Here is a 15,771-nt window from a genome sequence, read left to right as displayed (position 1 = left end):
CTGAGTTCATCGTTTCATGACGGCCGCATCGTGGTTCAAGATGGCTTTGGCGACCATGGTTCCAGCCGCGAGATCCGCCAGGCTCAGCGCAGGATCGTTGGCGGAATCACCCACCGAGAGGAGACGGGCAGCGCTGTCCGGGTCTTCGGTGAACGCCGCGCGCTGTTCCTCGAACATGCGGACCAGAACCGCCCTTTCAGAGTCTGAGGCCGGCCGTGCCGTCACTTTCCTGAACAGCCAGCTCAACCGGTCAGGCTTGGAATCGCCCGCCTCCTTCAGCATGCGCTCCGAGAGAAAACGAGCCGCCTCGGTCATCTGAGGATCGTTCATCAAGGCAAGCGCTTGCAATGGCGTGCTTGTGGATTGCCGGCGAACCAGGCATGTGTTTCGTTCCGCGGCATCGAAGACGATCGCGGCCGGGGGTGGCACCGTGCGTTTCCAAAACGTGTAGAGGCTTTTCCGGTACAGATCCTCGCCCTTGGACTGCTCGTAGCGGGGCGCCCCCATGGCTTTCTCCTCCCAGAGTCCCTCCGGTTGATACGGCTTCACGCTCGGGCCTCCAAGCTTGACCGTGAGCAGTCCGCTGACGGCCAGGGCTTGGTCGCGCAACATTTCCGCCGTCAACCGCTGGCTCGGACCCCGGGCCAGCAAGGCGTTGGCAGGATCACGCGATCTCAATTCAGCGGACGCGGAAGAGCTTTGGCGATAGGTGGAGGAGAGGGCGATTTCCTTGAGGAGCCCTTTCCAATTCCATCCTTGCTGGCGAAACCGCACGGCCAGCCAATCGAGGAGCTCGGGATGAGTGGGGCGGCTGCCTTGCGTGCCGAAATTGTCGGAAGATTCCACCAGTCCGGTTCCAAACATCAATTGCCAAGCGCGATTCACCCACACGCGTGCGGTGAGGGGTTGCGACTCGGAGGTCAGCCACTTTGCCAGCCCCAGCCGGTTGCGAGGCCAATCGGAAGCCATGTCGGGAAACTTCTCGGGCGTGCCCGCGGTGACCGCTTCCGCAGGCGCATCATAAGCCCCCCGCTTCAGAATTCGGGTAACGCGGGGATGCTCCATCTCACGCATCACCATCATTTCGGGAATGGACTGAATCCGGCTCCCATGCTCCCGCCGCAGGTGCCGCAGGGATTCCTCGAAATTGCGCGCCGGCGGAAAGCGGGTCGCGGTGAAGAAGGCGAGGCCGCGTTCCCGGCCCTCCGGATCACCCTTCGCCGCCCTGGCCAAGGTCTCGCTCAGGGAACCCACACCCGCCACCTGCGCGACCTCCGCCTCCGTCAAGGCGCGGTGAAAAATCCTCAGTTCATCGAACCGCCCGTCTTTGAATCCGTTGTCTCGAAAACGAAAGCCCACTTGCAAATCGGGATCGCCACGCTCGTAGGTCATGTCCTTGGTCAAGCCGTCTCGGACGATTTCCACCCGCACCGGGCGTCCATCCAGGTACAACTTCAACCCTTTCGCCTGGCTTGACCCGTCGTAAGTCACCGTGAGATGGGTCCATTGCCGCACCGGCAGGGAGGTCTCGGAAACGACCTTGAGCGAATTGCCCGGCCACATGTGGTGAAGTCCAACCGCGACGCGCCCTGCTTCCAACAAGATTTCATATCCGCGGCTGCCCGCGTCATTCGCCGCCATGCTGCGATGAAGCACAACCTGCCGCGGCGCGAGCTCGTTCGGACGCAGGGCCAGGGCTAGGGTGAACGGATCATGCCGCGAAAACGCCCCGGACCCCCGAAACGCCATCCCATTGTCCCCCGTCAACTCCACCCCGCGTCCCTGAAATCCTTCCACCGGCTTGGGATCGTCGCGCCCCTCCGCAGGCTTTCCCGCCTCCACGCTGTTCGGCGATTTCTGGTCCTTCCATTCCTCAAAACTGAAGGAAGACCTCAGACCGGGAATATCCAGCGCGGGTTTGGGCTCGGTTTCGCTCCACGTCTTCAACCAGGCCTCGAAGGCCGGACGCGCCTGCTCCACCAGCCGGGCTTGCTGAGATTCCAGTTGCCGAACCTTGGCCTTCATGTGCGCCAGGGATTGATCGGTCGCAGGGTCCGTCAAAAGCATCGCGGGCACCGGGGTTGAATCGGTGAAGTAACTGGTCTGTCCGAACTCATCGATGTTGTTGAAAAACGCGAAGAGCCGGTAGAAATCCTTTTGCGAGATCGGGTCGTACTTGTGGTCGTGGCACCGGGCGCAATCCAGCGTCAAACCCAGGAACGCGGTGCCCAGGGTGTTCACCCGATCCACCACGTGGGACGTTCGGAACTCCTCCTCGACGATGCCTCCCTCTTCATTCTGCAAATGAAGCCGATTGAAGGCGGTCGCTAACCGCTGGGAGCGCGTCGGGTTGGGCAACAAATCCCCGGCCAATTGCCACTGGATGAATTGATCCATGGGCAGGTTGGAATTGAAGGCCTCGATCACCCAGTCGCGATAGGGCCAGGCCGGCCGGTAACGGTCCATCTGAAATCCATGCGTGTCCGCGTAACGCGCCGTGTCCAGCCACTCCACGGCCATGCGCTCCCCAAATGCCGGGGAGTTTAAGAGCCGGTCCACAACCTTTTCATGCGCTCTGGCGGTGCGATCGGCTAGGAACGTGTCAAGCTCCTCGATGGTTGGCGGCAGCCCGGTGAGATCCAGGCTCACGCGCCGCAGCCAGAGGGCGCGATCCGCTTCACGGGAAGGCTGCATTCGCTCCGCCTCCAGACGCGCGAGTATAAAACGGTCGATGTCGTGGCGCGCCCAATTCCTCATCTTCGTTCGCGGCACGCCGGGCGAGCGAGGAGTCTCAAACGCCCAGTGCTTCCCCCAAGGAGCCCCCTCCCCCACCCAACGCGTCAACAGCTCAATCTGCGCCGGAGTCAATTTCCGGTGCGATTCCGCAGGCGGCATCCTCTCTTCAGGATCCTTCGACGTGATCCGAGCCACCAACGCGCTGGCGGCCGGGTTTCCCGCCACGATCGCCGACTTGCCTTCTTGTGGAGTCAAGGCTCCCTCTTGGGTGTCAAGCCTCAGCTTCGCCTTGCGGGCGTTTTCGTCCGGCCCATGGCATTGATAGCAGTTGTCCGCCAGAATGGGTTGAACATCGCGTCCGTAATCCACCGCCGCCGGATGGGCGATGCGACCGGCGAAAATGAAAGTGACGGCCAGCAACCACCTCATGCTGCGGCTGAAACTTCGTTGCCCACACGGTCTCTCGCTGAACGGAACACCCATCATGCGGGTCTAGAAATAGCGCGGCGGGCGAGGATTGTCATCCCCTCAATCCCACTCGGAAGCCTCAATCGCCTCCCACTTTCGCCGAGCTCTTGCGGCAATCTCGGCCACGGTATCGGCCTGCATCCGACGCTTGAGCGATCGCGCCTGCTCAGCCGCTTGCAGGTGCCCGCCCAATGCGGCGTATTCGAATTTCTCCAACGCATCCTCGCGCTGCGAATTCGAAACATTTCCTCGCAAGGCCAGCTTGGCCCATCGGAAGGAGGCTTCCACATCGCCCGCCTCCGACGCGCGAATCAGCAATTCGCGATGTTTCGCCGGATCCTTCCCCTCGGCTTCGAGTGCGAGTTGTCGCAATGCCTCGGGCTCATCCAGAACCGCCGCGGCCTCGAGTAACTCCAGGGCGTAAGCGCGATCCGAAGGGGCCCCTTCCTTCAACAACAAAGCGGCCAATCGCGCCTGAGCCCGGGGATATCCCGCCTCGGCCGCTTGACGGTAACGAGCCTTGGCCTTCTCAAGGTCACGAATCACGCCCGTTCCGTTCGCCCAGCAATGTCCCAGCCAGATGAGAGCCGGAGGAAACTCGGCCGCGCATTCCTCAAGACGCTTCACGGCGGTCTCCGCATCCGTGGACCCTCCCTCCCCGGCCAGCAGCAGTCTTGCCAGGAACGCTCCAGCCGCCGCCGAGCCACCTTGACGCGCCCGGTCCAGCCACATTCTTGCCGCCGCCGGATCATAGTATTTGGAGCTCTTGCGCGCCCTCACCTTGCCGACATGGAGCTGCGCCGGGTTGGATCCGGCCTCCGCCGCTTTGAGGTACCAGTGCCAGGACCGTTCCGAGTCGATCTCGACCCCGTGTCCCTTTTCATAACACACCGCCAGCGTCAACTGAGAGTCAGCGTCGCCTTGTTCTGCAGCCTTCTCAAACCAACGGGCAGCTTCCGCCAGATTCCGATCGACGCCCAACCCTTGGAAATAGCAGGTCCCCAAATTATGCTGTGCTTTGGCAAAACCCTGTTCGGCCGCGCGGCGATAAAGTTCGAAGGCCTTCCGCGGATCCTTCTCCACGGCCAGTCCTTCCAGATAGAAAAGCGCCAGCTTCGACTGCGCCGCCGCCACCCCCAGCTTGGCCGCTTTCTCCAGCCAGGCCACCGCTTCCCCCAAATCCTTCTCCACACCTCTGCCTTCAATCAAACACGCGGCGAAATTGTTCGCGCCCTCAGGATGATCCTGCAGTGCCGCCGCTCGAAACCAACGGCAAGCTTCCACCGGATCCCGAAGGGTGCCACGCCCGCTCAGCAAACTGACGCCCAAATTGTTTTGCGCACGGGCCAAGCCTTGCGTTGCCGCCGCCCTCAACCAGTGAACCGCCGCCAGATCGTCACGGCTTCCAAGCTTGCCGAGCATATACCAGTCCGCCAGATCCGCCTGGGCCTCCCCCCAGCCTTTCCCCGCCGCCACCTCCAGCCAGCGCTTCGCCGACGCAAGATTCGCAGCAACCCCCAAACCATGCTCGTAACGATGAGCCAATTCATGCGCCGCGGCCGGGTATCCCTGCTGGGCCGACTTCTCAAGCCACGAGGTTGCAGCCGCAGGATCCGGAACAACCCCGCGTCCCGTCGCATATCTCAACCCCAGATTGTGCTGCGCCTTCGCCAACCCTTGCTCGGCAGCCTTGCGATACCACTCCGTCGCCTTCGTGTCGTCCACCCCGATCCCTTTCCCGTTCGAATAACAATAGCCTAAGCGCGATTGCCCTTCCGCCGAGCCCTTCTCCGCCGCTTTCTTGAACAATTGGAACGCATCCTCGAAAGAACCTTGCTGAAACAACACGACCCCCTCCGCCACCCAGGCTTCCCATTCTGGACGCTCCGCCGGAGGCGATTGCCCAACCATGGCGCCCCCAAGCACGAACCCCACGGCCACAACGCAGGAACGCCAGATCGAAAGAATCCTTGATCTCGAGTTCAAGCCTGCCCCCGTATCCCCGCTCTATTCGCGAATCTTGAACACATGCTTCGCAGACCGAATGTAAATTGAACCTTCCTCCATCGCGTACGACGCCAGCGTCCGTTCCTTCAAGTCATTCGCCGCCAGTTTCTCAAATGTCCTTCCGGCTTTCACCACTACGCCAAGCCCTTCCTCGTTTTGCACATAGATCCGGCCCGCCGCGTAGACCGGTGAAGCCGACACATTCCCACCCACCCTTTCCTGCCAGTGCTCCCGGCCCGTCTTCGCATCGAGGCACGACAGGATGCCTCCATCGGAAACCATATACAACTCGTCGCCCACCACCAGCAACGACGGCGTGTTGGGAGCGCCCCGCGTGGTTTTCCAAACCACGTGGGTCTGCGTCACATCGCCAGTGCCCCCCGCGCGGATCGCCAGCACACTGGGACGATCATATCCCGTGCCGATAAAAAGCAGCCCGTGGGCAAAAATCGGACGAGGCACCACCGAGTATCCTTCCCCATAATTCACCCGCCACAACTCGGTCCCGTTCGCCGGATCGTAGCCCCCCACCACACCACTGCCCGGACTGATCAGTTGCTTCCTTCCTCCCACTTCAATCACGAGCGGCGTCGAAAAGGAAAACGTCTTCTTGGCCTGAGTCTCCCGGTTCACTTTCCAGACAAGCTTGCCATCCTTCGTGGAAACCGCCGCCACAAAAGGATCCTCCCCCGCGTCACAGGAAAAGTAGAGGCGATCCCCGAAAAGGGCCGGTGATCCTCCATTGCCATGCACCGGCGGATACCAAAGACTTTCATTGGTCCACACCAGGGCGCCCCGCGTGGTCAAACACGCAGTGCCCAAATGGCCAAAATGAACATAGACTCGCTCGCCGGCGATCAAAGGGGTCGGACTCGCCTGGCTGTTCTTGTTATGAATGCCCGCGACCTTGCCCGCCTGCGGTTGAAAGACCGGCACATCCCAATTCACCTGGCCCGACGCTTTGTCCAGGGAGATGACGCGCAGCGTCAAACTTGAAGCACCCCCGGCAGGCTCGGCCGCAGTCACGTAAACCGCCCGATCATCCACCACCGGCGAGGACCATCCACCCCCAGGGATCACTGTTTTCCACGCCACATTCTTCTCGCCCGACCAATGCAAGGGCACCGTCTTCACCGAGGCATGTCCCTGGCCGGTCGGCCCTCGGAATTCTCCCCAAGGTTTCGCAATCGAGCCCCACACTGAGGAACTCCCGCATCCCAGTCCCATGAGCAGTGCCAAGACAAATCGGTGCATGGACCAAAACGTGGCTGCGAGACGGAAAACCGTCAAGAAGGTGCATCATGCCTAAATCCGCGCGTCAGAATCCCGACGAGGTCGCGAAAGGTGGTTCGTGCGGCTGAAAGAGGCGCGGATTTAGAACGGCCCGCTGTCGCGGGCGCGATCGATGAAATGTCGATGATGCGAACCTGTCCATCGCACCTCCAGGCGTCGTGGAAACAGGCGTTGCTGCGTGTTACCCGTGGATTGGGGTCATGCACACACCCCTTCTCGCACAGACTCAATCAAGGCAACACGTTGATCCTGTAAAATCGCTGGCGAGTCCCGGGCGCAGGATGGTCTTGATAACTCAAGGACGCCCCGGTCCCTCGCAATGTTTGCAGAGGAATCCAACTCCCTTCCCCCGTGGCCAACCGGATTTCGACACGATACTGACTGCCTGCCAAGGACGGCCATTGCAGGGTTACCGCACCGTTCGGAGCCACCCGGAGGCTCTCGATCCTCAAGCCTTCGGGAGCCGCGCTCACTCGAAGCTTCACGGACATCTCCGCAAACAGCGGCGGCTGGCCGTTGTCCGTCGCCCGGACGCGAATCGTGTGCTCACCGGCCTGATGGGCGGCGGGTGTCCAGCTCAGAACGCCCGCGTCCGCATCAAGGCTCAGGCCCGGAGGAACCGCGCTTTGAAAACTATACCGAAGCGTTTGGGGCGGACTATCCGGGTCGCTCGCCGCCAACGTCAGCCTCCAGAGTTGGCCAACCTCCGCGCTCACCTCAATACCACTGGCCATCACCGGAGGACGATTGGCCGAGGACACCGCGATCATGAAACTGGCTGTGCCGGACAGCGGGGGCAATCCGTTATCCGTTACCCGCACGGTCACCGGGAAACTCAAACCCGAATGAGACGCCGAAGAGGTCCAACTGAAGCGGCCGCTCACGGGGTCGATCACCGCGCCCGGGGGCGCCCCCGCATCCAGCGAGAATCGCAAGAACTGCGCCGGCAGATCGGGATCCGTCGCCGTGGCCAAAAGATTCACCCCAGCGCCGGCGAGGATGGCCTGCCCTGGAATCCCCGCGATCAAGGGGGGACGATTCGGAGGTGGCCCGCTTCCTGGTGCATTCGAAGCCCGGGGAGTCGGCTTGACGAAGAATTGGAAGGCCGATCCCCCATCCGTCTGACTGCCCTGGCTCACGTCGTTGGTTTGCACTCCAAACGTGACGCTATGAACCAAGCGTCCGTCCGGCGCAAAGAGAAGGATCGCTTCGCCGCTCAAGCTCAGCTTGAAGTTCACATGCAAATCTCCCCCGGTTCCATTCTGGCCTGTCTCCTCATCGGCCCACGCCAAAAGAAAACCGCCCGCCGGAATGAGGGTCCCTTGAGGAATCTCGAATTTGACAGCGTTGGTGGAAACGTCTGAAAGAAAGTATCCCCCCAAATCAAAGGGTTCTGTGGAAGCATTGTGCATTTCGAACCAATCCTCGAAATCGCCGTCGGCGGTATCCGCCAAACTGCGCGTGTTCCCCGCCATCCACTCGTTGATCCGGACTTGAGGCAGCACGGAGGTTGGATCGTTCGGACCGCCCGGTGTCGGCACATGAAAAACCTGGCGCTCGATTTCCTGCCCGTCCGGGTAGGAGCCCACCGAGCGATCGCTGCCTGGTAATCCATACGTGACATAATCCAAGACCGCCGGCCGTCCGTTCTGCATCCGCGTGAGCAAAACCATGCCCTGCGTCGGAGCCAGCCTGAAAGCCGTATGCAACTCGGCTCCAGAGCGCTCGCCCGGCGTGCCATCCGCAAAGATCACTCGGAATTGACGACCTCCCAACTGGACATCCTCCGGAAAGGGCCATTGGACCAGATCACGGGCGGAATCCGAGAGGAACAAACCTTTCGCCGACACGGTCGAGGGACTCGCATTGAACACTTCAACCCAGGGTTCGAGGCTTCCAGTCCGATCTCGGATTCCCAACGTGTTCCTCGGCAGCACTTCATTGATCCACAAATCGGGAAAGGGATCCAGCCGGGCCTTGACGCTGTTCGCGGCGCCCGGCGTCGCGGCCGCGCCAACGCCTCCCGTCATCGTGGTGGTCGTCACCGTCGTCACCACGGCGCTCAACTGAGCACCGAACGCCACATCCGTGCTTCCGGCGCCCACTTGATGCACTTCCACGGCCAGCACATTTTCCCCGGATCGAAGAAATCGACCCGGGATATCGAAGGGACCCTCCACCACCGCGTCGGTCACGGTCCGATTCGCCATCGTGCCGTAATTCACCGCCCCTTCCGGCATGCCCACCCGAAAGACCTCCTCGCCGTTCAAATAGAAAACCGCTCCATCATCGACGATGGCCGAAAGCTTGAGGACGGCGTCAGCCGGATTCCCACTGAATTGGAAAGCATGCCGAAAGTAATAGGTCATCCTTCCGATGGTCAGACTGGTGCCCTTGGCCGCGGGCAGAGCGGCATCCTCCACATAATGCAGTCCCGCCCCAGCCGTCCAGGAACTGTCGGCAAAGGTGTTGCCTCTCCAGGCGCTTCCCAAATCCGTGCCGCCCTGATGAAACTTCCAGGTGGAACCATAACCGACCAAGCTTACGGTCGTCACATTGGTCACGGTGGTGGTCACCGACCCGGACGACATGCTGTCCGACCAGTTTGCCAACCGGTTGCCCGGCAGCGAGGGATCGATCCTCTGCAAAGAAGCACCGTTGGTCGCGGCCGCCTGCGGCCAGGGCAAATCGTCGTCAAATCGCACCCGATCATACTCGATTTCGGGCGCGCCCGCCGCCGCCTTTCTGATCAATCGCAAAGTCTCCCCTCCACGGTCGAGTTTGCCATTGAAAGTCCCCACGACGGGCACGGCGCCAAAAGCAGCTCGAAAAGCAAGAGCGTCGTCCACGATCACGGCATAGGCTTGCGGTCCCAAAATCAAGCCGTCCGGAAAGTCGAAGTCAACGCCCTCCATCCTCACTCCGGTCAAATCAAAAGCCGTCGCGGAGGCATTGTTGAAAACCTCCACAAAAGCGGCGTTGGTCTGAGACGGACGATAAAGAATCTCGTTGATCACGAGGTGATCCTCGGGCCGTTCCAAGGCGCCGGTATACGTGATGGTCAATTCCGTTCGCAGGCCGGGCAATAGGGTTCCATTCGAGTCCAGGCCCTGAATCTCGACCCGGTTGGCCCCCGCCTTCAGGGGAACCGTGGTCCGCCACGCGGTGACGCTCGTGAAACTGACAGGAAACGGGGAACCATTGAAGAGCAAGGTCTTGACCTCGACCGGAGCCGTGCCGGTCAAGGTGACCGTGGAAGTGTCGGAGCTGAAGTTGGCCCCGCCGTTGGACGTGACCGCGAGGGGTGCCGTCACGGTCGCGAGCTGCGTCAGGATGTAATCTCTGCGGGCGGCAAGATAACTCTTGAGGGCGGTCGTGCTGGCCACCGAAACGCGGTTCGCCGTCAACGCCCGGTTGCGCGCGTCAATGGCTGCCGCCACCCGGCCCGCGGTCATCGGCCCAACCGCCGCATCCCGCAAGGCTCTCCAGTAAGCTCGCCGGAATGGCGGATGATTGTAGAGCTTGACCAAGCCCGTGTCGTGTCCGATGAAGGAAAACAAGGAACTCGTGGGGCCAGGCCCCTCCACCCTTTCCGTGATCAGCCGGACCTCCCGGACACACTCCACCAGCGTCCAGAGCAGCCACCACCATTAGTAAGAGCCACCGCATTTCATCCCCCCAACTAATTGTGGTGCCACCCCATCAAATCCCGAGATTTGCGTTGTGTTGTTTTCTGGTAATTTTTAGTCTTTTTCCAGCGTTCGAACCACCCCGAACGAACGTGCTGCTGCATCGATTTATGGCCAACCACAACGACGTTCCCACACCCGAAAACCAACCGGTCGGCGATCGTTATGATGCCTCGAAATTGGGCAAATTGGAGGGGTTGGAGGCGGTTCGAAAGAAACCGGGCATGTATATTGGCGGCACCGACGAGCGCGCCCTCCATCACTGTGTTTCCGAGGTGCTCGACAACTCGGTGGACGAGCACCTGGCAGGCCATTGCACCCACATCGAGGTGGCCATCCATGTGGACGGCTCCATTTCCATTCGAGACAACGGACGTGGGATTCCCGTTGATATCCACCCCCAATACCACATTCCGGGAGTCGAACTCGTTCTCACCACGCTGCATTCCGGCGGCAAGTACGGCCAGGGAGGATACAAATTTTCCGGGGGCACCCATGGTGTCGGCGCCAAATGCGTGAACGCCGTCAGCGAATGGTTTGAAGTCGAGGTTTCCCGCGACGGTTTGATCCACCACATGGAGTTCGAACGGGGCAAGACCCTGAAGAAACTGGCGGTCATCGGCAAAGCCAAAGGCACCGGTACTCTCATTACCTTTCTTCCAGACCGCGAGATCTTCAAAGAGACCACCGAATACAAAGCCGATCACATCACCACCCGGTTGCGCGAACTCGCCTTCCTGAACTCCGGCCTCAAGATCTCCTTCACCGACGAACGCGCCGCCGAATCCAAAACCGAAACCTTTTTCTTCAGAGACGGCATCGAGGAGTTCGTCAAGCAACTCAATAAGAACAAAGAAACGATCCACCCCAAACCCATCGTCTTCCGCAAAGAGTCCAAGGTCGCCACCCCCGACAAAGAAGTCGAAATCTATGTCGATGTCGTCCTTCAATACAACGACAGCTACTCGGACCAGGTCCTCTGCTACACGAACACCGTCCACAATCCCGACGGCGGAGCGCACTTGTCCGGCTTCCGCAGCGCCCTCACCCGCGCCATCAATCAGTACGCAAGATCCAATGAACTGCTGAAGGAAAAGGATCCCCAGATCACCGGCGACGATGTTCGGGAAGGTCTCACCGCCGTCATTTCCGTCAAACACAGCGACCCGAAGTTCGAGTCCCAAACGAAAGTCAAACTCATCTCCCCCGAGGTCGAAAGCGTCGTGGGTTCGGTGGCTTACGAGGGATTGATGTCCTATTTCGACGGCACCCCCGCCGTCGCCAAACGAATCCTCGATAAAGCCCTTAATGCCGCCCGCGCACGCGAAGCGGCCCGCAAGGCCCGCGAAGCCGTCCGCAAGTCCGCCCTCACCGGCGGCGGCCTTCCGGGCAAACTCGCCGATTGCTCCGATCGTGACCCGGTCAACACCGAACTCTTCATCGTCGAGGGCGACTCCGCCGGCGGCTCCGCCAAGCAAGGCCGCGACCGCCGATTCCAAGCCATCCTCCCCATCCGCGGCAAACTCATCAACGTCGAGAAAGCCAGACTGGACAAGGTGCTCCAAAACAACGAAATCCGCACCATGATCACCGCCATCGGCACGGGCATCGGCAATGGCGAGGGCGAAGGGGCTTTCGATCTCCAAAAACTCCGCTACCACAAAGTCATCATCATGACGGACGCCGATGTGGACGGCTCGCACATCCGCACGCTTCTCCTCACCTTCTTCTACCGGCAGATGCCGCAACTCATCAACCGCGGCTTCGTCTACATCGCCCAACCCCCGCTCTACTCCATCGCCCGCAAGAAACGAACCGAGTACGTGGACGATGATGTTCAATTGAACCGCATCCTCATCCAGATCGCTTCCGAAGAAGTCCGGCTTAAGAACCTCGCCGATGGACGCGAGCTCACGGAACGAAACCTCCAAGAAGTCCTGGAGTTGCTCGAATCGCTGGACAAACACGCCACCTTCATCCGCCGGCAAGGAGGCGATTTCACCGCTTACGTCGAACATCGGTCTCCCCAGGGAGATTTCCCCGAACACCTCATCAAGGTTCGCGAGGGAAACGAGGAAACCACGCTCTACTTTGTTTCCAATGGCGAAGTGGACGAATACAAAGCCTCGCAGCCGGAGTTGTTCGGGACCGACACCGACTTCCTCGAAAAGAAACGCGAAGGTCCCATCCGCCGCGCCAAGTACTGCCACCTTCAACATGAAAGCAAAGCAGTCGCCGAGCTCTTCAAATCCCTGGCCCAAAAAGGGCTCCAAGTGGAACATTTCTCGGCCCAGGACAAACCCCTCTTCGAATTGATCGAAGGGGAAGGAGACCGCTCCGTCGTCACCCCGCTGTTCAGCATCCCCGACATCCTCACCCACGTGAAGGCCGTGGGCAAAAAGGGCATCCAAATGTACCGATTCAAAGGGTTGGGTGAAATGGATGCCAAGGAGCTCTTCGAGACGACCATGGACCCGGCCAAACGAAAGCTGCTCCGCATCGACCTCACCGACGCCATCGAGGCCGAAGACATGTTTACCAAGCTCATGGGCGATGACGTTGAACCCCGCCGCCAGTTTATCGAAGACAACGCGCTCAACGTGCGCAATCTCGACGTCTAACCCCGCCCCGCCCGAATCCTTTATTTTCCATGCCCGACGACAACCCACCCCCGGTCCCCGGCGCCCCTCCCCCGCCCCCCGGCAACCCCACCTCCATCTACACTCAACACGAGAAGATCACCAAGATCAACGTCGCGGACGAGATCAAGAACTCCTTCCTCGACTACTCCATGTCGGTGATCATCTCGCGGGCTCTCCCCGATGCCCGCGACGGGCTCAAGCCCTCCCAGCGAAGAATTCTCTTCGCCATGGAGAACCTTTCCTTGTTCCCCGGACGCAAACACATCAAGTGCGCCAAGATTTGCGGCGATACCTCCGGAAATTACCACCCCCACGGCGAAGCCGTCATCTACCCCACCCTCGTCCATATGGCCCAACCCTGGGCCATGCGCGAGAAACTCGTGGACGGCAAGGGCAACTTCGGATCGGTCGAGGACGACCCCCCCGCCGCCATGCGTTATACCGAGGCTCGGTTAACCCACCTCGGCGCGGCCTTGCTCCAGGATATGGACAAGGACACGGTGGACTTTGTCCCCAACTATGACGAACGCCTCACCGAGCCGGTGGTCTTTCCCGCCGCCTTCCCGAATCTGCTCGTCAACGGGGGCACCGGGATCGCCGTCGGCATGGCCACCAACATGGCGCCTCATAATCTGGGGGAGGCCATTGATGCCATCTGCGCCCAAGTGGACCGCCCCCAAATCACCATCCCTGAACTGATGGCTTTCATCAAGGGCCCCGACTTCCCCACGGGCGGCATCGTCTGCGGCCTCGAGGGCATTCGCAATTACTTCAACACGGGACGCGGCAGCCTGAAGCTCCGCGGCAAAATCGTGATGGAACAGATGAAGGGAGGTCGCGAACAACTCGTCATCACGGAAATCCCCTACAACGTCAACCGGGCCGCCCTCGAACAACAGATCGCCGGTTTGGTCAACGAAAAGATCATTCCCGAGATTTCCGGCATGCGAAACGAGTCCGACGAGCATTGCCGGCTCGTGCTCGAACTCAAACGCGACGCCATCGCCAAAGTCGTCATCAACAACCTCTATCAACACACCCAGATGGAGGTCAGCTTCAGCGTCAATTTGCTCGCAATCGACCATGGACGCCCCAAAACGCTCAACCTGCGCGAGATCATCCAGTGCTACATTGATCACCGCCGGGAGGTCATCCTCCGCCGCACCCGCTTCGAATTGCGCAAAGCCGAGGAGCGCGCCGAAATCCTCGAAGGCTACCTCTGCGCCCTCCGCAATCTCGACGAATTCATCCGCATCATCCGCGGCTCCCGCAATCGCGAGGAAGCGAAAATCAAACTGCTCGCTTTCGAATGGAGCCGCCAGCAAGTCGAGGCCTGGGGATTGTTCATCCGCTCCGAAGCACGCGTCGCCTCCGGTTTCTATTCGCTGTCCGACCGCCAGGTGGACTCCATCCTGGAACTCCAACTCTACCGTTTAACCGGCCTGGAAATCGACAAAGTCCGAGCCGAATACGCGGAGTTGCTCGAGAAGATCAAGGACCTGCTCGACACGCTCGCCCGCGAAAGTCGCGTCATGGGGATCATCAAGTCGGAACTCCTCGTCATCAAAGAAAAACACGCCACCCCTCGCCGCACCGAACTCGTGCCCGACGAAGGCGACATCGCCATCGAAGATCTCATCGCCAACGAGGCGGTCATCATCACCCTCACCCACAACGGCCTCGTCAAACGGACCAGCATCAGTTCCTACCGCGCCCAGCGCCGCGGAGGACGAGGCGTCATTGGCATGGCAACCCGGGAGGGCAGCGCCGTCGAAGGTGAGGAAACTGACTTCATCGAGCACCTCTTCACCGCCAGCACTCACGATTACCTTCTTTTCTTCACAAACACCGGACGCGTCTATCAGGAACGCGTGCACGAAATCCCGGACATGGGCCGCGCCGCCAAAGGCCGCAGCATCGCCAACCTCCTTGAACTCCGCCCCCAGGAGAAGGTCGCCGCCCTGATCCGTATCGTGGCCAAAACCGGCCCGCAGCGCGAGGACACCACCTGGCAACAACCCGGCTTCCTCCTTTTTGCCACCGAACAGGGCACCGTCAAAAAGACCTCCCTCGACGAGTACGCCAATATTCGCAAGGACGGCATCATCGCCATCAATATCGAATCCGGCGACAGACTCATCGATGTCAAACTCAGCTCAGGCGCCAGCGAAGTGCTGCTCATTACCCACGATGGCATGAGCATTCGCTTTTCCGAGGAGGATGTCCGTCCCATGGGCCGGGCTACCGGTGGTGTGCGCGGCATCAACCTCGAAGGCTCAGACCGCGTCGTCGCCCTCGCCCTGGTCGAATCGGACTCCACCCTGCTCGTGGCGGGTGAAAATGGCGTCGGAAAGCGTACCGGGTTTGACGCTTACCCGCTTCAGTCGCGCGCCGGCAAAGGCGTCATCACCATGAAAACCGGCGAAAAAACCGGTGGAATCGCCGGCGCCCTCACCGTCAAGGAAAACGACGAAATCATGCTGATCACTTCCGCCGGCCAAATGGTGCGCATCGGCGTCAATCACATTCGGGAAACAGGCCGCATCGCCATGGGCGTCAAACTCATCAACCTGGATGACGGCGACAAACTGCAGGCCATCGCTCCCGTCCTCGGGGAAGATGAAAAGGCCGACTCGACCGAGCTTCCCACATCCGAAGCGCCCTCGGGGCCCAACTAACCCCCCTTCACCCTTCCCTCACTGGAAGCAGCGCCCGATCCCCCCCATCGGCGACTCCCAGCCGCGCCCCCCGTTTGATCGGTGCCAGAGATTCAACCCCGGCGCTCCCGGCGAGGTAAAAATCGGGCGCGGGGCCCGACCGTCGAAGGACGCGATGCCGGGGGGGATCCAATTCCACTTGCCCAACCGCAGGCGCGCGTGCATCCGACTCCACCCCCGCCATCAGTTCCGACTCCGGCAAATACACCGTGAAGCAGC

Annotated in this window: 6 protein-coding genes; 2 read left to right on the top strand and 4 right to left on the bottom strand. The window is 60.6% G+C overall.

Going from position 1 to position 15,771, the window contains the following annotated elements; translation table 11 throughout:
* Nucleotides 1-6 precede the first annotated feature (6 nt).
* From FJ404_13680 to FJ404_13665, 4 genes are all read right to left on the bottom strand, one after another.
* Nucleotides 7-3,165, bottom strand: a complete 3,159-nt coding sequence (locus tag FJ404_13680; GenBank protein ID MBM3823911.1) for a DUF1553 domain-containing protein — start codon at nucleotides 3,163-3,165, stop codon at nucleotides 7-9.
* A 99-nt stretch (nucleotides 3,166-3,264) separates the two neighbouring features.
* Nucleotides 3,265-5,190, bottom strand: a complete 1,926-nt coding sequence (locus tag FJ404_13675; protein ID MBM3823910.1) for a sel1 repeat family protein — start codon at nucleotides 5,188-5,190, stop codon at nucleotides 3,265-3,267.
* A 21-nt stretch (nucleotides 5,191-5,211) separates the two neighbouring features.
* Nucleotides 5,212-6,465, bottom strand: a complete 1,254-nt coding sequence (locus FJ404_13670; protein MBM3823909.1) for a PQQ-like beta-propeller repeat protein — start codon at nucleotides 6,463-6,465, stop codon at nucleotides 5,212-5,214.
* Between the two features lie 269 nt (nucleotides 6,466-6,734).
* Nucleotides 6,735-10,064 (bottom strand): hypothetical protein, encoded by a 3,330-nt coding sequence (locus tag FJ404_13665; protein ID MBM3823908.1) that lies wholly within the window; start codon nucleotides 10,062-10,064, stop codon nucleotides 6,735-6,737.
* 239 nt (nucleotides 10,065-10,303) lie between these two features.
* Between FJ404_13665 and gyrB the strand changes: the two genes are divergently transcribed.
* Together gyrB and gyrA are read left to right on the top strand one after the other, a co-directional pair.
* Entirely contained in the window at nucleotides 10,304-12,814 is a 2,511-nt protein-coding gene (gyrB, locus tag FJ404_13660; GenBank protein MBM3823907.1) for a DNA topoisomerase (ATP-hydrolyzing) subunit B, read from the top strand.
* 29 nt (nucleotides 12,815-12,843) lie between these two features.
* Entirely contained in the window at nucleotides 12,844-15,513 is a 2,670-nt protein-coding gene (gene gyrA / locus FJ404_13655; GenBank protein MBM3823906.1) for a DNA gyrase subunit A, read from the top strand.
* Nucleotides 15,514-15,771 lie beyond the last annotated feature (258 nt).

This window comes from Verrucomicrobiota bacterium, from assembly GCA_016871495.1.
Classification (GTDB): Bacteria; Verrucomicrobiota; Verrucomicrobiia; order Limisphaerales; family VHDF01; genus VHDF01.
The sequence above is the reverse complement of the archived record's forward strand: the minus strand, read 5'-3'. Positions and strand labels throughout refer to the sequence as shown.

Bases quoted from the DNA above. Each gene is read 5' to 3' on its own strand.
- gyrB (MBM3823907.1), top strand. From the start codon at position 10,304: ATGGCCAACCACAACGACGTTCCCACACCCGAAAACCAACCGGTCGGC.
- FJ404_13680 (MBM3823911.1), bottom strand. From the start codon at position 3,165: ATGAGGTGGTTGCTGGCCGTCACTTTCATTTTCGCCGGTCGCATCGCC.
- gyrA (MBM3823906.1), top strand. From the start codon at position 12,844: ATGCCCGACGACAACCCACCCCCGGTCCCCGGCGCCCCTCCCCCGCCC.
- FJ404_13670 (MBM3823909.1), bottom strand. From the start codon at position 6,465: ATGCACCGATTTGTCTTGGCACTGCTCATGGGACTGGGATGCGGGAGT.